The organism is Xanthomonas sp. DAR33341, assembly GCF_003992815.1.
Classification (GTDB): Bacteria; Pseudomonadota; Gammaproteobacteria; order Xanthomonadales; family Xanthomonadaceae; genus Xanthomonas; species Xanthomonas cissicola.
Genome location: NZ_QEYV01000039.1, coordinates 39111 through 59567 on the forward strand (window position 1 = coordinate 39111; position 20457 = coordinate 59567).

A 20457-nucleotide genomic window follows, 5' to 3' on the forward strand; every position below is an offset into this window, starting at 1 on the left:
TAATGGCGGCCGTGGCGATCGCGCTGAGCGCGGTCGGTTGCGGTGGTCGCAATGCCAAGGCCGGCTCGGCCAAGAGTGTGGAGGAAGTCGCGCCGGTGTATTCGTTCCGCGACGACAAGGCCACCAAGAATCGCCTGGCCGTCCAGGAGAAATTGGGTCTGGCCCGCAACCGGCTGCAGACCGGCGATTACGCCAGTGCCGAAGAGCAGGTGCGCGCCGCCTTGAAAAAGGACCCGCAGTCGGTGGATGCCATCGGCCTGCTGGCGCTGATTCAGGGCGCCAGGGGCGATGCGGCGGCAGCTGGTGCTTCGTACCGGCGGGCCGCAGAAATCGCGCCGCAACGCGGCGACGTGCTGAATAACTATGGCGCCTGGTTGTGCGCGAATGGCTCGCCCGGCGAAGCGTTGACCTGGTTCGATCGCGCACTGGCCGACCGGACGTACGCTTCGCCTGCGTCTGCATTGGGCAATGCCGGCGGTTGCGCGCTTAAGGCAGGACAGCCTGAGCGAGCAGCAGGCGATCTGCGCAAAGCGCTCGATTTAGACCCGAATAATCCGTATGCGCTCGAATCGATGGCACGTCTGGAAGCCGGGCGCCGCAATTATTTCGAAGCCCGCGCTTTTATCGAACGCCGCCTTGCGGCTGCACCGGCAACTGCTTCCGTGTTACAACTCGCCATTCAGATCGAGCAAGGGCTAGGCGACAAGGTAGCTGCCGGCCGTTACCAACAGCGGTTGGTCAAGGAATTCCCTGACGCAGCGACCGCTACTCCCGGGGCCAATGCATTGTGATCAGTGATTCCAATCCGAACCTTTTCGAGCAGGAAAAGGGCTGCGGACAGCATTTGCGCGAAGCGCGCGAGGCGGCAGGCCTGAGTGTGGACGAGGTGGCCGGCAAGTTGCGCATGCCGGCACACGTGGTGCGCGCGTTGGAGCAGGAGGACTGGCAGCGGCTGGGCGCGCCGGTGTTCGTACGCGGGCAGCTGCGCAGCTATGCGCGCTTGTTGCAGGTCGATCTGGAGCCGCTGTTGCAGCAGGCCACGATTGCGCCGATCGAGCCGGTCAAGCTGGTGAGTCACACGCATACGCCGCGTGCGCGGCGCATTCTCGAAAGCACCGCGCGCAAGGCCATGTATGTGGTCATTACCGGCGTGTTTGCGGTACCGGTCTGGTATGCGACGCGCTCGCATCTGGATGGCAAGGCGCCAAGCACGGTGTCCTTGGACAGCATGCCGGAGGCTGCAAAGTCCGCTGCGCCACGCAATCCAGCAACGCAGGCCGCCGCAGCGCCGCGCGAACAGCCGGCGCCGTATATCGCATCGATGACCCCGGTGCCGCGTGCTGCCGCCGACGTCCAGGCGCCTGCGGAGGCAGTTGCTCCTGGCGGCAGTTTGTCGTTGAGTTTCAGCGGCGACAGCTGGGTGCAGATCCTGGCGCCGGATGGCAGTGCGGTCGAAAAAGCCCTGATACGTGCCGGTGAACAACGCACGTATTCGCCCGGTCAGGTGGGGCGCATCGTGCTCGGCAATGCTTCGGCGGTACAGGTTCAGCAAGGCGGCAGTATCGTCGACGTGAAACCGTTCCAGCGCGCTAACGTGGCCCGTTTTGCGGTATCCTCCGACGGCTCCGTGGTACCTGCTTCCGAGTGAAGCGGACTGCGGTTTTTCATTTATCCCTTTTGATGTTCCGCGCCTCCGGGATGACGGAGCGAGAGTACGCATGGCGATCAACGATCTGCTGGACGAACACGAACAAGGTGAACGCGTTCGTTCCTGGTTGAGAAAGAATGGCGCGGGTCTGGTGGGCGGTGTCCTGCTTGGTCTGGCGCTGATCCTGGGTTGGCAGTGGTGGCAGACGCGCACCAACACCGCATTGGTCGAGGCCAATGGCCGCTACGAGGCGGTGGTGAAGTCGATTCAGGCCAAGGACCTGGACAAGGCCGCCAAGGACATCGTGGCGCTGGACGACGGCAAGGGCGGCATTTACGCCGAGCTGGCGGCGCTGCGGCTGGCCAAGGCCCAGGTGGATGCCGGCAAGAATGCCGAGGCGATCAAGACCTTGCGCGACGTGCCCGCCGAAGGCGAGCTCAAGCAGATCGTGCAGCAGCGCCTGGCGCGCCTGCTGACTGAAAGCGGCAAGCCCGACGAAGCGATCAAGCTGCTGGCCGATGCGCAGGATCACGCCAGCCTGGAGATCCGCGCCGACGCGTTGGTCGTGCAGGGCAAGCCGGATGAGGCGCGAGCGCTGTACGCCAAGGCCCTGACCACGGTGGATGTGGCCTCGCCGCAGCGCCGGTTGCTGGAAACCAAGCTGATGGATGTGGGCGGCAAGGTGCCCGATCCGGCGGAGCAGATTTGATGAAGCAGGTTGATATGTACAAGCGCATTGCGTTGATTGCCGTGATGGGTCTGTCGCTGGCTGGCTGCAGCACCGTCAAGGGCTGGTTTGCCGGGAAGGATGCTGCTGCCAAGAAGGCGCAGGAACCTGCCGAGTTGGTGAAGTTCGAGCCATCGGTCAAGGTCGAGAAGATCTGGTCTGCCGGCGTCGGCAAGGGTGAAGGGCATATCGGCGTCCGTCAGCGCCCGGCAGTGGCCGACGGCAAGGTATATGCAGCGGCGATCACCGGTGGCGTGGAGGCACTCGACCTGCAGACCGGCAAGCGCGTCTGGGAATACAAGCCCAAGAAAGAAGAGCGTAACGACCGCAAGTTCAAGCAGCGTCTGTCCGGTGGTCCCGGTGTGGGCGAGGGCCTGGTGGTGATTGGTAGCCTGTCCGGCGATGTGATCGCCCTGAACCAGGCAGACGGCACTGAAAAGTGGCGGGCCAAAGTGCCGAACGAAGTGATCGCTGCGCCGGCCATCGCACAGAACCTGGTGCTGGTGCGTAGCAACGACGGTCGGGTGACCGCGTTTGATGCCGCAACCGGCGAGCGTCGCTGGTTCCACGCCGAAGAAGGCCCGACCTTGTCCGTCCGCGGCAATGCGCCGATCGTGACCGGCCCGGGCGTGGTGTTCGTCGGTAACGACAGCGGTACCTTGAGTGCGCTGGCGCTGCAGGACGGTCGCCCGTTGTGGGAGCAGGCCATCGGCGTGCCGGAAGGCCGTACCGAGCTGGAGCGCATGTCCGACGTCGATGGCGCGCCGGTGCTGGATGGCACCACGCTGTACGCGACCAGCTTCAAGAATGAAACCCTCGCACTGGAAGGCCCGAGCGGCCGTCCGCTGTGGACGCGCGATCATGGCGGCGCCGGCGGCGTTGGTGTGTCGTCGGCGGTCGTGGTCGTATCGGACAACGCCGGATCGGTGTGGGGGTTGGACAAGAGCAGCGGTGCGGCGATGTGGTCGCAGGCTGCGTTGGCACGCCGTTCGCTGACCGGTGTGGCCATCCAGGGCGATTACGCCGTGGTCGGCGACTACAAGGGCTATCTGCACTGGCTGAAACTCAGCGACGGCGCACTGGCCGCGCGCGCACGTGCCGGACGCGATACGCTGCTGGCGCAGCCGCAGGTGGTCGACGGCATTTTGCTGGTACAAAACACCGACGGCGATCTCACCGCCTTCCGGTTGGCACAATAAGGACCTTGCGATGCTGCCCCTGGTCGCCCTGGTTGGACGGCCCAATGTCGGCAAGTCCACCATCTTCAATGCGCTGACGCGCACCCGTGACGCGCTGGTTCACGACCAGCCAGGCGTCACTCGCGACCGCAACTACGGGGTCTGCCGTCTCGACGAGCAGCAGCCGTTCATCGTCGTCGATACCGGTGGTATCGCCGGCGACGAGGAAGGTCTTGCCGGGGCCACGGCCCGCCAGGCACGGGCCGCCGCCGGCGAAGCCGATCTGGTGCTGTTCGTGGTCGATGGCCGCGAAGGCGCGTCCTCGCTCGATGACGAGATTCTGGCCTGGTTGCGCAAATTGGCGCGGCCGACCGTGCTGGTGATCAACAAGATCGACGGCACCGACGAAGAAACCGTGCGCTCGGAATTCGCGCGCTACGGCTTCTCCGACGTGGTGGCGTTGTCTGCCGCGCATCGGCAGGGCATCGACGAATTGCTTGACGAGGTGGGTGCGCGCTTGCCCGAGGAAGGGGCCGGCGAGCTGCTGGACAACGACCCGGCGCGCGTACGCATCGCCTTCGTGGGGCGCCCGAATGTGGGCAAGTCGACCCTGGTCAATCGCCTGCTGGGCGAAGAACGCATGATCGCCTCGGAAGTGCCGGGTACCACGCGCGATTCGATCGCCGTGGACCTGGAGCGCGATGGCCGTCAGTACCGCCTGATCGACACCGCCGGCCTGCGACGGCGCGGCAAGGTGGAAGAGGCGGTCGAGAAATTCAGCGCGTTCAAGACGCTGCAGGCGATCGAACAATGCCAGGTCGCGGTGCTGATGCTGGACGCCACTGAAGGCGTGACCGATCAGGATGCGACGATTCTCGGCGCAATCCTGGATGCCGGGCGTGCCTTGGTCGTGGCGATCAACAAATGGGACGGGCAAAGCGATTACCAGCGTGCGCAGGCCGAAGATCTGCTGTCGCGCAAGCTGGGCTTCGTCAACTGGGCCGAGGCGGTGCGGATTTCCGCATTGCACGGCTCGGGCATGCGCGAGCTGTTCCAGGCGATTCACCGCGCCCATGCATCGGCCACGCATGAGTTCAGCACCAGTGAAGTGAACCAGGCGCTGGAAATCGCTTATGAGACCAACCCGCCGCCGAGCATTCGCGGGCATGTCTCCAAGCTGCGGTATGTGCACCCGGGCGGCGCGAATCCGCCGACCTTCATCGTGCATGGCACGCGCCTGAAGGTGCTGCCGGAATCGTACAAGCGCTATCTGGAAAACTTCTTCCGGAAGCGTTTCAAGCTGGTTGGTACGCCGGTGCGTTTCATCTTCCGTGAGGGCGCCAATCCGTACGAGGGCAAGAAGAATCCGCTTTCCGATCGTCAGGTGGCCCGCAAGCGGCGCCTGATGCGGCATGTCAAAGGGAAGTAACGGCGCGCAGGCCGGCTGAGGCGTGATGTCCAGGCGGTGCGGGAGGCGTGTGGCTCTGTGGCCTGTGCGCGGTAAGTCGTTCTTAGAGCCCGGGATTTGCACGTTCCGTGCATCTTCGTGAGCGTCCGATCGAGGCTGTATGCAGTCCTGCCGCATGCACGCGTTCGTTTGTGGGCACGGGTGGCGGCGCGTGCAGGTGCAAGCGAAAGTCGCTCGTAGCGCAGCGCGTTATTAAGGCCCATCTCCTGCTTCGGCGGCCGAGTGATGCCGCCATCCTTCGCGTTGGCGATGCGCTGGTATCCTGCGCGGCATGACCGATTATCCTTCCCGCATTCCGTACGCGCAGGCGCTGCAGATTCTGCACAGTGTGGCGACCAGCAACCGTTCGCCCGATGAAAACATCGCCATCTCGCGTGCCGATGGGCGGATCTCTGCAGGCGACCTGATCGCACCGCTGGCGCTGCCGCCATTCGCCAACAGCGCGATGGATGGCTTTGCGCTGCGGCACGCCGATATTGCGGCCGGCGACGCGTCGTTGCAGCTGGTTGGCGAACAGTTTGCCGGCGAGCGCTGGGCTGGCACGCTGGCTGCCGGGCAATGCCTGCGTATCACTACCGGCGCGCCACTGCCCGATGGCGCCGATACCGTGATTCCCAAGGAAGATGCCGACGAACGCGACGGCATGGTGCGGTTTCAGACCGCGCCTGCACCGGGCGCAGCTGTGCGCTTGGCCGGCAGCGACGTACGCGCCGGCGATCTGGTGGTCCAGGCCGGGCAGGTGCTGACGCCTGCACGCATCGGTCTGGCTGCTGCGCTGGGGGTGTCGCGGCTTGCGGTCGCGCCGCGCCCGACCATTGCGGTGCTGGCCACGGGCGATGAGCTGATCGAACCAGGCATGCCGCTCGGCCCGGGACAGATCTACAACAGCAACCGCGACATGCTGATGGCGCAACTGCGTGCATTGGGTTACGCGCCGACCGCCTGGCCGACATTGCCGGACGACCCGCAACGTATCCGCACCATGCTGGAAGATGCGGCCGCGGCGTTCGATGTGGTGATCACCTGCGGCGGCGTTTCTGCTGGCGAAAAGGATTATCTGCCGCGTCTGATCGGCGAATTGGGGCGCATCCATTTCTGGCGTGTGCGGATGCGCCCGGGAATGCCGGCGGTGTTGGGGCAGATTGGTCGCTGCCTGGTCTTGGGCCTGCCGGGCAACCCGGTCTCGGTGCTGGCAACGCTGATTGCCTACGGCGTGCCGTTGCTGGATGGATTGCAGGGACGCAGCGAGCCGCGCCCGGTCTGGCATGCGGCCTTGGCAAGCCCATGGGAAAAGCGCCATGAGCGGCTGGAATTCCTGCGTGGGCGATTGGAATGCGGCGAAGATGGGCGGCTGACCGCACTGCCGCACCGCGGCGACGCCTCACATCTACTGCGTGGCGCGGCCGACAGCAATGCATTGATCGTGCTGCCCGAGCAGGCGCGGCGCTTCGAGGCCGGCGAAATCGTGCGGGTGATTCCGTACGCGTTGTGAGCGCTTGCTTGATCGATAGTGCCCGGCAGGATGACGCGCGCCTGGTTGGAGTGTTTACGCAATGCGCAGGGCATGCGACGTGCGGGCGCGACGCGTCAACGTGCAGGATAGTTGCGTAAGCGTTTTGGTCACGGCGTAAAAGCGAACGCTTCGAAAAAGCGAACGCCTCGACATTGAGAGCGAATCGCTCGATAGCCGCTCTCGGCAGGAGAAGGGTCGGGTGAGGGTACGGCGGAAGACAGCCGTCCACGCCCACCTCGCCAAATACTCAACGCAGCGATACACCTCGTTGCTTCGGTGGCAAGGCAATCAGGCAACCGACGGACACCACACCGCGGCTGTGAGTTGACCTCAACCAACCGCACTACCGCAGAACGCCGCGTAATCCGCATAACCGGTAAACACAGCGCCAGGCGCACAGACCGGGCAGTGCGGATCCGGCGGCAAGCGGATGTCGCGGAAGCGCATCGCCAACGCATCGAAACTGAGCAGGCGGCCAGTAAGGCCGTCGCCGATGCCGAGCAGCAACTTGATCGCTTCGGTCGCCTGCAGGAGTCCGATCACCCCGGGCAGTACGCCGAGCACTCCAGCTTCGGCACAACTGGGCGCGAATTCCGGCGGCGGCGGTTCTGGAAACAGGCAGCGGTAGCAAGGCGCATGACCACGGTGGCGGCCGGCATCGAATACGCTGACCTGTCCTTCGAACTGCTGCACGGCGCCGTAGACCAGCGGTTTAGCGAACTTGACGCAGGCATCGTTGAGCAAATACCGCGCGGGAAAATTATCTGCGCCATCGACCACCACATCCACGTCCTGCAGCAGCGCTTCGACATTGTCGGCCGTCACGCGCGTTTGCACCGCCTCGATGTCCACGCGCGGGTTGAGCGCGGCGATGCGCCGTGCGGCGGAGTCGACCTTTGCAGTGCCGACGCTGTCTTCGGTGTGCAGAATCTGGCGTTGCAGGTTGCTGCGGTCCACCACGTCGTCGTCGGCTATGCGTAGATACCCCACACCGGCTGCGGCGAGGTAGAACGCTGCAGGCGAGCCTAGTCCGCCTGCGCCGATCAGCAACACCCGTGCACGTGCCAGGCGCCGCTGACCTTCCAGGCCGACCTGCGACAGACGCAGATGGCGTGAATAACGCTCAAGAAAATCCTGCTCGTCCGCCGGCAATGTCGGGCGTACCAGGGGCAGGCCGGCGCTGGCCCATGCGCTGGTGCCGCCGGCCACCGATGCCACGTGCGCATAGCCGTGCGTGCGCAAGATGGCGGCCGTATGCGCCGAGCGTTTGCCGCTCTGGCAGATCAATACGATTGCGCGGGTTTGCTCGGGCAGATGGACTGCAGGCTCCGTTTCCAGGGAGTTCTGTGCGATCGCCAACGCGCCTTCGGCCTGGCCGCTGGCACGCTCATGCAGTTGCCGGATGTCGACCAGCAAGGCGCCCTGCAGGGCGCGAGCACGGGCGTCGGCGGGAGAGATGTCGTGGCTGCTCATGCGGCCATTGTCGCGCAAACGCAGCAGCTGCGATGTGCAATCTTGCCCACGACACGCACGCACCTCGCTGCTGATGAAAGGCGCGTCATGATCGCGGCGCGATGGCGGATGCGATCACGCTGCACTGCGAGCGGCACCGCTGTAATTCGGCCTTGTTCAACACCTCGCGGCTCGTCCGGCCCGGTTTGCCTGTCTTGCGCAGCGCGCCCAGCCGCGTCGTCGCAGTGTCTGCCTCAGGAGGCCATGATGCTTATTCCATCCCAGCACGCGTACGTTGCGCGACGTGCCAACACGTATCGACCGCTGGGTTTGTGCATCGGACTGGCCCTGAGTTGCAACGCGGCGGCGCAACAGGCCGCGTCCAACGCCGATGGCGCGGCGCCCGCCACGTCCACATTGGAGACGGTGCAGGTCAAAGGCGTGCGCAGCAGCGTGGAAAGCGCCATTGCGATCAAACAATCGAATGCGGAAATCAGCGATTCCATCGTGGCCGAAGACATCGGCAAGCTGCCCGACAACAGCGTGGCTGCGGCCTTGCAACGCGTGACCGGCGTGCAGGTGGCGCGCGCTGGCGGCGAAGTGGGGCAGGTGCTGGTGCGCGGCTTGCCGAACGTCATCACGACCCTGGATGGGCGCAACGTCTTCACAACGGTGGGGCGCGACATGGAGCTGGCCGATGTTCCGGCCGCATTGCTGCGCAGCGTGGAGGTGTACAAGACCACCGGCGCGCAATTTCAGGAAGGTGGCATCGCCGGGGTGGTCGATGTGCATCTGCGGCGACCGTTCGATTTCGATCAGGACAGCACGATTGCCGGCAGCGTAAGCGCGTTGCGGGGCGATCAGTCCGGCAAGACCGTTCCCGATGGCAGCCTCACCATCAGCCAACGCCGCGACACCGCGATGGGCCGCATGGGCTGGATGGGGAGCGTGTCCTATCAACGCCGTCCGTATCAGGAATCCAACACGTTGTATGGCACTTACGATGCGAAGCCGAACCCGCTCGATCCGGCCCAGCAGATTTACGTGCCTTACAGCGCAGGGGGATTGATGGCGCGCGGCGATCGCAAGCGCAAGTCGGCGAATTTTTCGTTTCAATGGGCGCCGAGCGACAACAGCGAGGTGTATTTCGACACGCTGTACATCGGTTACGACAACCGGCCCCAAGTGAATTACTGGTTGCCATTCCCGGGGCTGGCGACGCCAGAGAACACCGAATCGGTCGGTCTGCGGCCGGGCAGTGATGTGCTGGCCGGCCTGGTGGCGCGCGACATGCGCACGCTCTCCAGCACGCAGGCGCACAAGAACGCGTCGGACACCTACCAAGCTGCGCTGGGCGGGCGTTGGAGTGGCGAGCGCATGCGTGCGAGCAGCGAGCTCGCCTATACCTATAGCACCGCCGAGAACCGCTCGTTCACGCTGGACATGAACACGCAGGCGCCGCGATTGAACATGCGTTCGGCGGGAGGCGCTGCAGATGTCTGGATTACCCAGGCCGATGGCAGCGCGTACGACATCACCGCGCCAGGCAATTGGGAACTGAGTCAGTACTACGACAGCTGGAACGCCCAGAAAGGCGAGGAGTGGGCGTGGCGGGCCGATGCCACCTTCGATCTGGAGCTGGGGCCGTTGCGATCAGTGGACGTGGGTGCGCGCGCAAGCAGGCGGACGGCGACCAATCATTCCGGGGATACCGGCGCGCGCGACAATCTGAGCGGCGCACCGATCTACTTGAGCGACGTGCCCGGCCTGGCATCGGTAACGCCCGGCAACATGCTCGACGGTGCGCATGCATTCACCAGCGATCGCTGGGCATCGGCCAACCAGGATTTTCTGCTGCAGCAAAGCATCCAGGTGCGTACCTTGATGGGGCAGCCGCCGGGCCCGCCCGATGAAAACCCTGCCTTGTTCTTCGACGATCGCGAAGACAGCTATGCGATCTATGCGCAGGTGAATTACGGTTTCTCGCTTGGGTCCATTCCTGTGGATGGACGTGTCGGCGCGCGCGCGACGCGATTGGATTCGCAATCGCAGGGCAGCCAGTCGCTGGATGGCGTGCTGAGCCCGATCAGCATCGATCGGCGTATCGACAAGGTGTTACCCAACTACAGCGCCAACCTCACCTTGCATGAAAATCTGATGCTGCGGCTCGCCGGCAGCACGACGATCACGCGACCGGAATTTGCCGATCTCAATCCGCAGCTGGCCTTGTATCAGTCCACCGAATCGTTGCCGGCGCGCGGCAATGGCGGCAACCCGCAGCTGCGTCCGGTGGAATCGCGCAATGCCGATGTGTCGCTGGAATGGTATTTCCGTCCCGGCTCCTTGCTGTCGGTTGCCGGCTTTCATCGCAAGATCGATGGCTATATCCAGAATTACGCAGCCGATGAATCCATCGATGGCATCGTCTATTCGATCAGCCGACCGCGCAATACCGGCGAGGGCAGCTTGAAGGGCGTGGAGGTGGGGTATACGCAGTTCTACGACTTTCTGCCGGGTTGGTGGTCCGGCTTCGGCAGTCAGCTCAACTACACGTATCTCTCGGCCGAGGCCGATTCGCCCGAGGGTATCGGCCAGCCGTTGACCAACGTGTCCAAAAATTCCTACAACGCGATCCTGATGTACGAATATGCGCGGTTCTCGGCGCGGGTCGCCTATAACTGGCGCGGCGACTATGCGGTGAGTTTCAACAGCTCAGGCGATCAGCCCGAGCAGATCAGTCAGGGGCGGGAGAAGTGGCTGGATGCGGCCTTCAATTACGAGCTCAACAAGCATGTGACCTTGTTCGCCGAGGCCACCAATCTGCTCGGCACCACGACCAACAATTATTTCGGTCAGCGGCATGGCGACTTCCCGCGCGAGATCGCATCGCCCGAACGCACTTACACGCTGGGTTTTCGCTTCCGTTTGTGATGCGGATAACGCGGTCTGCGCGAGACGTTGGCATCAGGCTCACCGGCGCAACGGTAGCGTGAGCCCAGCAGAGGAGACCGTGATGACACCTGACATCGATGCACAACTGAAACAGCTTGCCGAAGGGTTGCCGGACATGCGCAGTCAGCACCCGGACGACTTCTGGGATGTGTTCCGAGCCCGTTCCGAGAAAATCACCGGCGCGGCGCAGTCGCAGGAGCAGGCCGCGCAGATCGTCAAACGTATCGACGAGATATTGGCCGCCAACCAGCTGGGGCCGGCCGATCCTGGGGCGTGACGCGGGACCGCTGACGGGATGCGGTAGGTCGAGCGTATGCCGTGAAGTCGACGTTGCAGCGCTGCGGCGCGAGATTCACTTGAGGTGGCTGTGCAGTTGATGCGGGGCAGGCCGGCTCGCGGTGCGCATGCAAGCGATTATGTCCTTCCGGAACAGGATCCTCGTTACCCGATGACGCGTTTCCCGCGTTGCCGCGCGGTGGCGTGTTAGTCCGCGAATTCAAGGCTGGAGAAAAACGTCAGCTGCACGACCTTCGCACAATGTGACGATGCGTTGCGCTGCAGCAGGCGCCCTTCGCCAGGTCTCGACGCTGGCGCGACGACCGAATCACGCAGCGAAGCCCAGCATCGAGCCACATCATCCAGCTGGAGACTTCCATGAGCACGCGCCGCCCGATCATTCTTGTCCTGGCCTTGTGCGTTGGCGTTGGCGTTGGCGTGTCTGCGCAGGCGCAGAACGCGACACAGTCTGCAATGCCCGCCGGGCAGCAAACCGCAGGTGCAGCGACACCTGGCGAGGGCGAGCGCGAGGCGCTCGGCATCTTGAGTGCCATCAACACCAGCGAAGTCAACGCGGCAAATCTGGCATTGCAGAAGCAGGTGCAGGGCGGCGCGCGCGACTACGCCACGCGCATGGTCAAGGAGCATACCGACAACAACCAGAAGATCGCCAAGTGGCAACCGGACACGTCCGCCACGGGGGCAACGCTGCAAATGACAAAGGGCAAGGCGGAATTGGCCAAGCTGCAGAAGCTGGACGGTCATGCGTTCGAAACCGCCTATATCACCGCGATGGTGAAAGACCACAGCGATGCATTGACGGCGCTCGACAAGAAGCTGATCCCGCAGGCGAAGACTCCGCCGGTGCTCGAACACCTGCAGACCACGCGCCATCACGTCGCCGATCATCTGAGCACTGCCAAGGCGCTACAGGCCACCGGCAAGAACGTAGGAGCCCTTTGAGCCATGGCTGCTTTATCGATCAATCCGGTACGCACCGACGATGAAGGCACGCACATCGTGCGCAGCATGACCATTCGTGCCGAACCTCACCAGATACTGGATGCCTGGTGTGATGCAAATGTGCAGCAACGCGTGCTGGAAGGCGCCGCCGAGCTGGTCTCCGGCGACGGCCAGGCGTCACGCTGGAAGCTGCATGCACCACTGCATCAGGATGTGGAGGTGACCCTGCGCCGCGCCGATGCGCGGCTGGGCGAGTCGGTGCGTTACGACGCCGAGGGCGAGCATGGGCTGCAACTCACGATCGTATTGCAGGTGCACCCTGCACGTGGGCGCAAAGCCAGCGAAGCGACGCTAAGTCTGCACTACGCGGTTGAAGGCGTGCTGGCGCAGGTGTTGACCAAGCTGGTGAATCCCGCGCCGTACGTGCTGGCCGGCAAGGGACTACGGCGACTGCGCGCATGGCTGGAAGCCGGCGAGGTGCCGACCTTGTTGCATACCCCAGCGGCGCGTGCGTCGACGCACGCGCATTCTTAAGGAGGGCTTTTCCGTGCGAGCACTTTGCTGGAATGGCGTTAACGATTTGCGCGTGGAAACCGTGCCCGACCCGGTGCTGGTCAACCCACGCGATGTGATCCTGAAAGTCGGGCTTACCACGACCTGTGGTTCTGATCTGCATTTCATCGACGGCTACCTGCCAACCATGCGCGAGGGCGATGTCATCGGCCACGAATTCATGGGTACGGTCGTGGAGGTAGGCACCGCGGTGAAGAACGTGCGTGTGGGTCAGCGCGTGGTGGTACCGTCGTTTATCTCCTGTGGCGGTTGCTGGCATTGCGAGCGCAAGGAATTTTCGCTGTGCGACAACACCAACCCTAACTGGGAGATGCAGGAGCCGCTGCTTGGGCATCCAACCGCCGGCATTTACGGCTATACGCACGCCTTTGGCGGCTACGCAGGGTCGCACGCCACCTACATCCGCGTGCCGCACGCGGATGTCGGGTGTTTCGAGGTGCCTGATGGTGTGTCCGATGAGGACGCGCTATTTCTGTCGGATGCGGGGCCGACCGGTTTCATGGGCGCAGACTTCTGCGATATCCAGCCCGGCGACACGGTGGCGGTCTGGGGTTGTGGTGGGGTGGGGCTGATGGCGCAGCAAAGCGCACGCATACTGGGCGCAGAGCGGGTGATCGGCATCGACCGGTTACCTGAGCGTCTAGCGATGGCGCGCGATGTGTTAGGTGTGGAAGTGATCGACTATTCGGCGGTCGACAGCGTGGTGGATGTCCTGCGCGAAATGACCGGAGGGCGTGGTCCGGATGCGTGTATCGATGCGGTCGGCATGGAGGCGCATGGCACCGGCATCGGCCACACCTACGATCGGGTCAAGCAGGCCTTGCACTTGCACACTGATCGCGGCCAGGCGCTGCGCGAGGCCATCCTCGCCTGCCGCAAAGGCGGCATCCTGTCGGTTCTGGGCGTGTACGGGGTGATGGACAAGTTTCCGCTGGGTGCTGTGATGAACAAGGGCCTGACGGTACGGACCGCCCAGCAGCATGGGCAGCGATACGTGCCCAAGTTGCTGGACCTGGCGCAGGCTGGACGATTGAAATCCGGCTTTCTGCTGACCCATAAGATGCCGCTGGAAGACGCCGTGCGGGGCTACGACATGTTCAAGCACAAGCACGATGGGTGCGTGCGCGCGGGGTTTGTTCCCTAGCGCCAGAGGCCTTGGCAGCACCGAGTTGCCCTGCGAGCGTGGCAGGGAATCGCTTGCCATCTGCATGCGTAACAAGCGCATGGTGCGCGCATACTGCCAGCTGCATCGCGAGTTCTTCATGACTTGAATGCATTGCCAAGCACGTGCACCACGTCTGACCCTGCTGCACGTGTGCAGCAGGGCCTCTTCTGGGCTCAAGGGTGGTTGCCCCTTGCGTCCGTGACGCCAGGAATGGGTTGGGCATCTGGAAAATGTGCATGCAATGCATCCACGCCCTCTTGTGGCTTTGCCAGCGGCACAAGATCTTGACGGTTGGCGCGGCGTTCTGCTGTGGACACCGAGACGGCCCGGTCGCGTTGTGCAACCAACGGCTGCTGCAGTTCCCCATCGCGATTGAACGACCACGCCAGCATCGGCTCGCCCAGCGGCAAGGTGTCGCCGGGCGTGGTGCCCTTGCGCGAATGCCAGGTGTGCCAGGTCTTGCCGTAGCTGTTGATCTTGCTGCGCATCAATTCCTTCTCGGCGAACTGCGGCAGGTTGGGGGCGGAAAGCTGGCCAGAAAGGATTTCACCGTTATGCGGATGCCAGAAGCTGCGCTCGTGTTCCGGCAACTGCGCAAATAACGTCTCCGAGATGATGTATTCGATACCGGTGAGGTTGGCGCGGTCGGTGTTGCCGTCGTAGAGCGCGCATTGCGCAAGATCTTCGTTGACCTGCTGGCAATAGTGATGGGCCTGCATTTGCTCATCTGGTGCGTCCTTCATCGGATGAAAGCCAACCAGGTAGATGTCCAGCTTGCCGACCGGGCCGCTGGGTTGCAGCACTTTCGCGCCGGCTTCCAGCACATTGGTCTTGGCACTTTCCGGTGCGCCCGGCGGGGTGACCGACGGCGGGCTGCGCGAGCAACTGGCGCAGAGCGCAACGCCGATCAACAGTGCGGAATGTCGCATGGCGCTTCCCATCAATGAATGTGCTTCAAGCTAAGACCGCGGGCGGTCTGCCAGGCGTGAGCGCGGGCCGTGTCACGCAGTGCAGCTTCACCTCGCTTGAGCATCGGCTTCATCAGGCGGCGGTCATGCTGTTGCACCACGGAAGCGGCCACTTGCATGCCCATGTCAGGCACCTCACGTAAGATCGCGACGTTCAACGTCAATGGTATCGCCAGCCGTCTGCCGCACCTGCTGGAATGGTTGCAACGCGATCAGCCGGACATCGTGGGCCTGCAGGAATTAAAGTCGACACAGGTTGCGTTTCCTGAGCAGGCGATTCGCGATGCCGGGTACGGTGTGATCTGGCAGGGCGAAAAGTCCTGGAATGGCGTGGCACTGCTTGCGCGGGGTATCGAGCCAGTGGAGATTCGCCGCGGGTTGCCCTGGGATCCGCGCGACACGCAAAGCCGCTATCTGGAGGCGGCGATTCATGGCGTGGTGGTGGCCTGCCTGTATTTGCCCAACGGCAACCCGCAGCCCGGGCCGAAGTTCGACTACAAGCTTGCATGGTTCGAGCGCCTGATCCGGCACGCGAAAACGCTGGTGGACCTGCCGCATCCCGTGGCGCTGATCGGCGACTTCAATGTGGTGCCGACCGATGCGGATATCTACGACCCCAAGGGCTGGCGCAAGGATGCCCTGCTGCAGCCGGAAAGCCGTGCGGCCTACCAGACCCTGCTAGCGCAGGGGTGGACCGATAGCTTGCTGGCAATCCACGGCCAGACGCCGATCTATACATTCTGGGATTACTTCCGTCAGCACTTTGCGCGCGACCGTGGGTTGCGCATCGATCATCTGCTGCTCAATCGCACGCTGGCGCCCGGCTTGCAAGATGCCGGCGTCGACAAGTGGGTACGTGCGCTGGAAAAGGCCAGCGATCATGCACCGACCTGGATCAGCGTGCGCGTGCCGGATGCGCCCGCTGAAGCGGTGCCGGATACCACGCCTGTGGCGAAGGTGCGCAAGCCGGGCGCAGCGAAAAAGGCGGCCGTGCCCAAGGCGGCGGCCAAGAAGACGTCCAGTGTCACTGCAAAAAAAGCGGTGAAGAAGATCGTCGCAAAGAGGGCCACAGCCGGATCGGCGACACCACGCAAGTCGGCGAAAAAGAACAGCTGACTAGCTCACCGGCCGGCCGGAGTCGACGCAGCCTATCTACGCTGCGCGTTCGAGCTTGCGGCGCTTGACCCGCTGCAATGCGTAGCCGGTCAGGGCCGTCAGCAGGATCAGCGCGTTGCTGACGATAAACACCGCGTTGCCAACCAGATAGCTGTAAAGGATGAACAACACCGAGGCGCTGATCTGGCCGAGGAACAACCAGCGCGAGACGCCCTGCGCGGCATCGGAGCGCCATTGTTTGTAGATCTGCCGGATCAAGGTGGCGATCAGGATGATGCTGGCGAGCCAGCCCACGACGTCGACGACTTGCATATGTGCGGTTGATCAGTGACGGCCTGTAACCTTGCAGCGCACACTGTCTGCGTACCGTTCGAGCAGCTTCAAGCGTGGTGCCCCGTGATGCACACCACGATCGCTAGATACACGACGGCGCCGCATTAGCCACGCCTGTACCTGCTGCGCCAGGGGCCGGTATCCTAGCCGGGTCATCCATTGGTCGGCACTGTCCTGCACATGATCAGCTATGCCGAAGCACTCGCGCTGGTCCACGCGCACGTCGCAACCCTGTCCAGCGAGTGGGTGGCAAGCGACGATGCCGAGGGCCGCGTGCTCGCCGACGCCTTGTCGAGCCAGGCAGAGTTGCCGCCCTTCGACAACAGCGCAATGGATGGGTTTGCACTGGCGACCGCGGGCATGGGTGCGTTGGCAGACAGCGAGCACGTGGTGAGCGGCACCGTTGCGGCAGGGCAGGATGCCGGTGCGGCCGCGATCGGCGCGGCCTGGGAAATCATGACCGGTGCCGGCGTGCCCCCGGGTGCCGATGCGGTGGTGCCGATCGAGCAAGTGCAGATCCTCGAACACGACGGCGAGCGCCCCAGCCGCATCCGCCTGCATCGGCCGGTGCGTGCGGGCCAGCACATCCGTCGTCGCGGCGAAGACGTGCGCTTGCACGATCGCGTGATCGATGCCGGCACCGTACTGCGCGGTGCGCATCTGATGCTGCTCGCCGGCCTGGGCTGCGCGCAGGTGCAGGTGCTGCGGCAGCCGCGCGTGGCCTTGATTGCCACGGGACGCGAGCTGATCGGCGACCCCGCACAACCTCTGCAGCCGGGCCAGATCCGCGACGGCACCAGCAGTTATCTGCTGGCTCGGTTGCGTGCCGCCGGCGCCGATGTCGTGTGGCGTGGGCAGGTGGGCGACGACGATGCTGCCTTCGATGCGGCACTGGCCCAGGCCCGCCATGCCGGTGCCGATCTCATCCTGAGCACCGGCGCCGTTTCGCGCGGTCGTTACGATTTCATCCCGGATGCGTTGGCACGCCACGCTGCGGAAGTGCTGTTTCATAAGGTCGCGGTGCGACCGGGCAAACCGGTACTGTTTGCACGCTTCGGCGATGGCGCACTGTACGCGGGCTTGCCCGGCAACCCGATGGCCAGTGCGGCCGGGCTGCGCTTTTTCGTCGAGCCGGCATTGCGCGGTTTGTTGGGCATGCCGGTTGAGCGTGGCTTGCGCGTCGCGTTGGAGGCGCCGATGCAGGCCCGGCCGCTCTGGCGGCAGCATCTGCGGGCACGGCTGCTGTGCAGCGTGGCCGGCGAGTTGTCGGTGCAGATCCTGCCGCAGCAGGAATCCTTTCGTGTGGCGCCGTTGCTGCAGGCCAACGTCTGGGCCGTGCTGGAGCCGCAGGACGAAGGCGCCGCAGCGAGCACGCATGCCGAGGTCTTCGGCTTGGGCCACCTGCAACCGGCCGCGCCGGCCATCGCGCCATGAACCTGCCTGTGCGTGCCATCCATCCTGGGGCTGTTGCATGACGCTGCTGCGGCCGTGGACGGGCGTAGTGCTGGCCGGTGGACGTTCGTCGCGCATGGGGCAGGACAAGGCGTTGCTGCCCTGGCATGGGCGCCCGTTGCTGGAACAGATGCAGGCGTTGCTACGCCGGGCCGGTGCGCAGCACGTGGTGGTCAGCGGCAACCGGCCTGAGTACGCCGGCATTGCCGACCTCCAGCCCGATCTGGGTCCACTCGGCGGGCTGGCGAGCGTGATCGCGGGCGCGAACGACGCGACCACGCTGGTGGTGGTGCCGGTGGATATGCCGCTGTTGTCGGCCGCGTTGCTGGGCAAGCTGCTGGCGCCGTCGCAGCACCTCTGTGTGGCCTTCGAGGACCAGATGCTGCCGATGTGCCTGCGCCTGGATGCCAGCGTGCGCGAGGCGTTGGCGGCGTTGATGGCGGGCGCTGCATCGTCACGCTCGCTGCGCGCCTTGCAGCATTCACTGCAGTGCCATCGCGTGACTGTCACTGCCAGCGAACGCGCCGCGTTCGTCAATTGCAATACGCCCGAGCAATGGAGCCGGCTGATCCATGAAAATCCAGATTGAAGGCCAACATCTGCGCTTTCGTATCGACGAAGACGAGCTGGCCGACCTGCTGGCCGGGCGCAGCGTCGACAATCTCAGCCGGTTGCCGAGCGGGCAGGGCGCACGATTGGTCAGACACAGCGTGAGCCTCACCGGCGGTCACGCCGCGTGCAATTGCGCGACCGATCATTGGCAGCTGGCGATCCCGCGCGATGCGCTGGAGGAACACGCACGCCAGTTACCGCGCCGCGACGGGCTTCAGTTCAGTTTCGATGCGGGCGCTGGGCATGCCGAGGCGATGACCTTGCAGGTCACCTTCGACGTGGATGTGCGCGACAGCACGCGCAAGCGATTGCCGCGGGAGTGATGACTTAAGGCGTCGCTCCGCGCTCCGGCGATCGGTGTGGCGAATGCACGCGCCGGCAGCAGCGCACGGCGCGCCGAGCGTTGCTCGCGAGCCGTGCGCAGTCGCGTCCAAGCGCATCGAACCCGGCAGCGCGCTTGGCAAAACCTAGCGGAGCGGCAACCCCGGCACCCCCACTGACAGGATGCCCTGCGCGTGCAGGGCGGCTTCCAGCTCCGCCGGGATGGCATCGCCGCTGCCCATGCGCAGAACCACAACCTGCAGACCGGCGCCGACCAACTCCACTACGACGGCCTGTTGCTCGCCCAGCGTCTGCGGCCAAGCGCGCCGTTGCGCATCCCGGCGCGCCAGTTCCACCACCGCGGTGGGCACGTCCGTCGCCAGCAGCAGCACGTCGGCCAGGTTCAGGGCGCGCAAGGCGTTGAGCGTAAGCAGGCCCGGATCGCCCGGGCCGGCACCAACCCATTGCACGCTGCCGCGCGCCGGAACGCTGTCCACCGCCTCCAGCGCGGCGGCAAAGGCGGCTTCGGCGGCGGCGGTATCGCCGGCCTGCAGCAATTGCGGCACCTGGCCGTCGATCACCTGATCGAACCAGCGGCGCCGCCGGTTCATGTCCGGCAACTGCTGACGAATGCGCTCGCGGTGCTGGGCGAACAAGGCCGCCAGCGTACCGACCGACGCATGCAGTTCGCGCTCCAGTCGCTCGCGCAGTCGGCGCGCCAGCATCGGCGCCGCTCCTGCCGACGAAATCGCAACCACCAGCGGATCGCGGTCGACAATGGCCGGTACCTGGTAGGTGGAGAGCTCGGCATCGTCCACGACATTGACCAGGCGCTGGCGCGCGCCGGCCGCTGCGGCGACACGTTGATTCAGCTCCACATCGTCGGTGGCCGCGACGACGAGCCACACGGTGTCGATCCAGCTAGGATCGAACTCGCCTGTCATCTGTTCAAAGCGCCCGGCTTGCAGCAGCTGGGCAAGTTCGGGCGAAAGCGCGTGCGCATACAGCCGGATGTGCGCCTGCGCCTTGAGCAGCGCCAGCACCTTGCGTGTGGCGACTTCGCCGCCACCGATGACCAGCACGGCGCGCCCCTGCAGGTTGGCGAACAACGGGAACAACGGCATCCGACACACTCCGAAAAGATGGCTCGCAGCAGCATGTTGCATGGCACCATCGGGCCACGTCCATGCCTCGCTGCCGTCAATGCGTGTCTTGCTGGTCAACGATACCGAAAAGCCGATCGGCGAACTGCGCCAGCCACTGACGCGCGCCGGCTACCAGGTGCTCGATGACGTGGCCTCGGTCGGTGCACTGCTGCATGCCGTGCAACGCCAGCAGCCGGATGTAGTGGTGATCGATGTGGATTCGCCTTCCCGCGATACCTTGGAGCAGCTGTCGATGTTGCATGCGCACGCGCCGCGGCCGGTGGTGATGTTCTCTGGCGATGGCGACGATGCGTTGATTCATGCAGCGGTCGGCGCGGGGGTGACGGCGTATGTGGTGGATGGTCTGGCGCCCGCGCGGTTGCGTCCATCGTGCAGGTGGCGCTGGCCCGTTTTGCGCAGGAAAGCAGCAGGCGCTGCAGGACCGCAAGCAGATCGACCGCGCGAAGGGCTTGCTGATGGAAAAACATGGCCTGAGCGAGGCCGATGCTTATGCGGCATTACGCCAGCAGGCGATGAAGCAGGGCGTCAAACTGACCGAAGTGGCGCGCCGTATCGTGGCCATGGCCGAATACAG

Annotated in this window: 19 protein-coding genes and 1 pseudogene; 16 read left to right on the top strand and 4 right to left on the bottom strand. The window is 64.4% G+C overall.

Annotation, left to right across the window (positions count from 1 at the left end; translation table 11 throughout):
- Positions 1-2 precede the first annotated feature (2 nt).
- The 6 genes from pilW to glp all read left to right on the top strand — a co-directional run bounded on the left by pilW (position 3) and on the right by glp (position 6513).
- Positions 3-791, top strand: a complete 789-nt coding sequence (gene pilW, locus EO156_RS20675) for a type IV pilus biogenesis/stability protein PilW (protein WP_016848748.1) — start codon at positions 3-5, stop codon at positions 789-791.
- Complete coding sequence (locus tag EO156_RS20680) at positions 788-1648, top strand: helix-turn-helix domain-containing protein (RefSeq protein WP_016848749.1); 861 nt, start codon at positions 788-790, stop codon at positions 1646-1648. Before pilW ends, EO156_RS20680 begins: the two co-directional genes overlap by 4 nt.
- A gap of 70 nt (positions 1649-1718) precedes the next feature.
- Positions 1719-2357 (top strand): tetratricopeptide repeat protein, encoded by a 639-nt coding sequence (locus EO156_RS20685; RefSeq protein ID WP_016848750.1) that lies wholly within the window; start codon positions 1719-1721, stop codon positions 2355-2357.
- Positions 2357-3574: an outer membrane protein assembly factor BamB gene (bamB, locus tag EO156_RS20690; protein WP_011051284.1), complete on the top strand. Its 1218-nt coding sequence runs from the start codon at positions 2357-2359 to the stop codon at positions 3572-3574. Before EO156_RS20685 ends, bamB begins: the two co-directional genes overlap by 1 nt.
- A gap of 10 nt (positions 3575-3584) precedes the next feature.
- Positions 3585-4982: a ribosome biogenesis GTPase Der gene (gene der, locus EO156_RS20695; protein ID WP_003482878.1), complete on the top strand. Its 1398-nt coding sequence runs from the start codon at positions 3585-3587 to the stop codon at positions 4980-4982.
- Positions 4983-5292: 310 nt separating this feature from the next.
- Complete coding sequence (glp, locus tag EO156_RS20700; protein ID WP_016848751.1) at positions 5293-6513, top strand: gephyrin-like molybdotransferase Glp; 1221 nt, start codon at positions 5293-5295, stop codon at positions 6511-6513.
- Positions 6514-6864: 351 nt separating this feature from the next.
- Here glp and moeB read toward each other — a convergent pair whose 3' ends face one another.
- Complete coding sequence (gene moeB / locus EO156_RS20705) at positions 6865-8070, bottom strand: molybdopterin-synthase adenylyltransferase MoeB (protein WP_016848752.1); 1206 nt, start codon at positions 8068-8070, stop codon at positions 6865-6867.
- Between the two features lie 183 nt (positions 8071-8253).
- On the opposite strand from moeB, the gene EO156_RS20715 reads away from it, so the two are divergent.
- The 5 genes from EO156_RS20715 (at position 8254) to EO156_RS20735 (ending at position 13894) form a co-directional block, all read left to right on the top strand.
- Complete coding sequence (locus EO156_RS20715) at positions 8254-10917, top strand: TonB-dependent receptor (RefSeq protein WP_033482713.1); 2664 nt, start codon at positions 8254-8256, stop codon at positions 10915-10917.
- Positions 10918-10999: 82 nt separating this feature from the next.
- Positions 11000-11215, top strand: coding sequence for a hypothetical protein (locus EO156_RS20720; protein WP_003482865.1), 216 nt, complete (start codon positions 11000-11002; stop codon positions 11213-11215).
- A gap of 377 nt (positions 11216-11592) precedes the next feature.
- Positions 11593-12177 (top strand): DUF4142 domain-containing protein, encoded by a 585-nt coding sequence (locus EO156_RS20725; protein ID WP_016848754.1) that lies wholly within the window; start codon positions 11593-11595, stop codon positions 12175-12177.
- Between the two features lie 3 nt (positions 12178-12180).
- Complete coding sequence (locus EO156_RS20730; RefSeq protein ID WP_011051290.1) at positions 12181-12711, top strand: hypothetical protein; 531 nt, start codon at positions 12181-12183, stop codon at positions 12709-12711.
- A gap of 13 nt (positions 12712-12724) precedes the next feature.
- The gene (locus EO156_RS20735; protein WP_005914488.1) at positions 12725-13894 is read left to right on the top strand and encodes a zinc-dependent alcohol dehydrogenase; all 1170 of its coding nucleotides are present in this window, start codon (positions 12725-12727) and stop codon (positions 13892-13894) included.
- A gap of 194 nt (positions 13895-14088) precedes the next feature.
- On the opposite strand, the gene EO156_RS20740 is transcribed toward EO156_RS20735, so the two are convergent.
- On the bottom strand, positions 14089-14859 hold the full coding sequence (locus EO156_RS20740; protein ID WP_026006777.1) for an OBAP family protein: 771 nt from the start codon (positions 14857-14859) through the stop codon (positions 14089-14091).
- Between the two features lie 147 nt (positions 14860-15006).
- Between EO156_RS20740 and xth the strand changes: the two genes are divergently transcribed.
- Positions 15007-15999: an exodeoxyribonuclease III gene (gene xth, locus EO156_RS20745; RefSeq protein WP_005933347.1), complete on the top strand. Its 993-nt coding sequence runs from the start codon at positions 15007-15009 to the stop codon at positions 15997-15999.
- A 36-nt stretch (positions 16000-16035) separates the two neighbouring features.
- On the opposite strand, the gene EO156_RS20750 is transcribed toward xth, so the two are convergent.
- Positions 16036-16311, bottom strand: coding sequence for a PQ-loop domain-containing transporter (locus EO156_RS20750; RefSeq protein WP_005916089.1), 276 nt, complete (start codon positions 16309-16311; stop codon positions 16036-16038).
- Between the two features lie 180 nt (positions 16312-16491).
- On the opposite strand from EO156_RS20750, the gene EO156_RS20755 reads away from it, so the two are divergent.
- The 3 genes from EO156_RS20755 to EO156_RS20765 are packed head-to-tail and all read left to right on the top strand — an operon-like array spanning position 16492 to position 18719.
- Positions 16492-17766, top strand: coding sequence for a molybdopterin molybdotransferase MoeA (locus tag EO156_RS20755; RefSeq protein WP_016848756.1), 1275 nt, complete (start codon positions 16492-16494; stop codon positions 17764-17766).
- Between the two features lie 37 nt (positions 17767-17803).
- The gene (locus tag EO156_RS20760; RefSeq protein WP_016848757.1) at positions 17804-18373 is read left to right on the top strand and encodes a molybdenum cofactor guanylyltransferase; all 570 of its coding nucleotides are present in this window, start codon (positions 17804-17806) and stop codon (positions 18371-18373) included.
- Complete coding sequence (locus EO156_RS20765) at positions 18357-18719, top strand: hypothetical protein (RefSeq protein ID WP_005933360.1); 363 nt, start codon at positions 18357-18359, stop codon at positions 18717-18719. Before EO156_RS20760 ends, EO156_RS20765 begins: the two co-directional genes overlap by 17 nt.
- 144 nt (positions 18720-18863) lie before the next feature.
- Here EO156_RS20765 and EO156_RS20770 read toward each other — a convergent pair whose 3' ends face one another.
- The gene (locus EO156_RS20770) at positions 18864-19841 is read right to left on the bottom strand and encodes an NAD(P)-dependent oxidoreductase (protein WP_016848758.1); all 978 of its coding nucleotides are present in this window, start codon (positions 19839-19841) and stop codon (positions 18864-18866) included.
- A 79-nt stretch (positions 19842-19920) separates the two neighbouring features.
- Here EO156_RS20770 and EO156_RS20775 point away from each other — a divergent pair.
- Positions 19921-20452: pseudogene (locus EO156_RS20775) on the top strand (ANTAR domain-containing protein); the annotation flags it as partial.
- Between the last annotated feature and the right edge of the window lie 5 nt (positions 20453-20457).

Coding starts and splice junctions, on each gene's coding strand:
- glp (WP_016848751.1), top strand. CDS start 5,293: ATGACCGATTATCCTTCCCGCATTCCGTACGCGCAGGCGCTGCAGATT.
- EO156_RS20750 (WP_005916089.1), bottom strand. CDS start 16,311: ATGCAAGTCGTCGACGTCGTGGGCTGGCTCGCCAGCATCATCCTGATC.
- der (WP_003482878.1), top strand. CDS start 3,585: ATGCTGCCCCTGGTCGCCCTGGTTGGACGGCCCAATGTCGGCAAGTCC.
- EO156_RS20725 (WP_016848754.1), top strand. CDS start 11,593: ATGAGCACGCGCCGCCCGATCATTCTTGTCCTGGCCTTGTGCGTTGGC.
- bamB (WP_011051284.1), top strand. CDS start 2,357: ATGAAGCAGGTTGATATGTACAAGCGCATTGCGTTGATTGCCGTGATG.
- EO156_RS20765 (WP_005933360.1), top strand. CDS start 18,357: ATGAAAATCCAGATTGAAGGCCAACATCTGCGCTTTCGTATCGACGAA.
- EO156_RS20770 (WP_016848758.1), bottom strand. CDS start 19,841: ATGCCGTTGTTCCCGTTGTTCGCCAACCTGCAGGGGCGCGCCGTGCTG.
- EO156_RS20715 (WP_033482713.1), top strand. CDS start 8,254: ATGCTTATTCCATCCCAGCACGCGTACGTTGCGCGACGTGCCAACACG.
- EO156_RS20730 (WP_011051290.1), top strand. CDS start 12,181: ATGGCTGCTTTATCGATCAATCCGGTACGCACCGACGATGAAGGCACG.
- EO156_RS20760 (WP_016848757.1), top strand. CDS start 17,804: ATGACGCTGCTGCGGCCGTGGACGGGCGTAGTGCTGGCCGGTGGACGT.
- pilW (WP_016848748.1), top strand. CDS start 3: ATGGCGGCCGTGGCGATCGCGCTGAGCGCGGTCGGTTGCGGTGGTCGC.
- EO156_RS20685 (WP_016848750.1), top strand. CDS start 1,719: ATGGCGATCAACGATCTGCTGGACGAACACGAACAAGGTGAACGCGTT.
- xth (WP_005933347.1), top strand. CDS start 15,007: ATGTCAGGCACCTCACGTAAGATCGCGACGTTCAACGTCAATGGTATC.
- EO156_RS20720 (WP_003482865.1), top strand. CDS start 11,000: ATGACACCTGACATCGATGCACAACTGAAACAGCTTGCCGAAGGGTTG.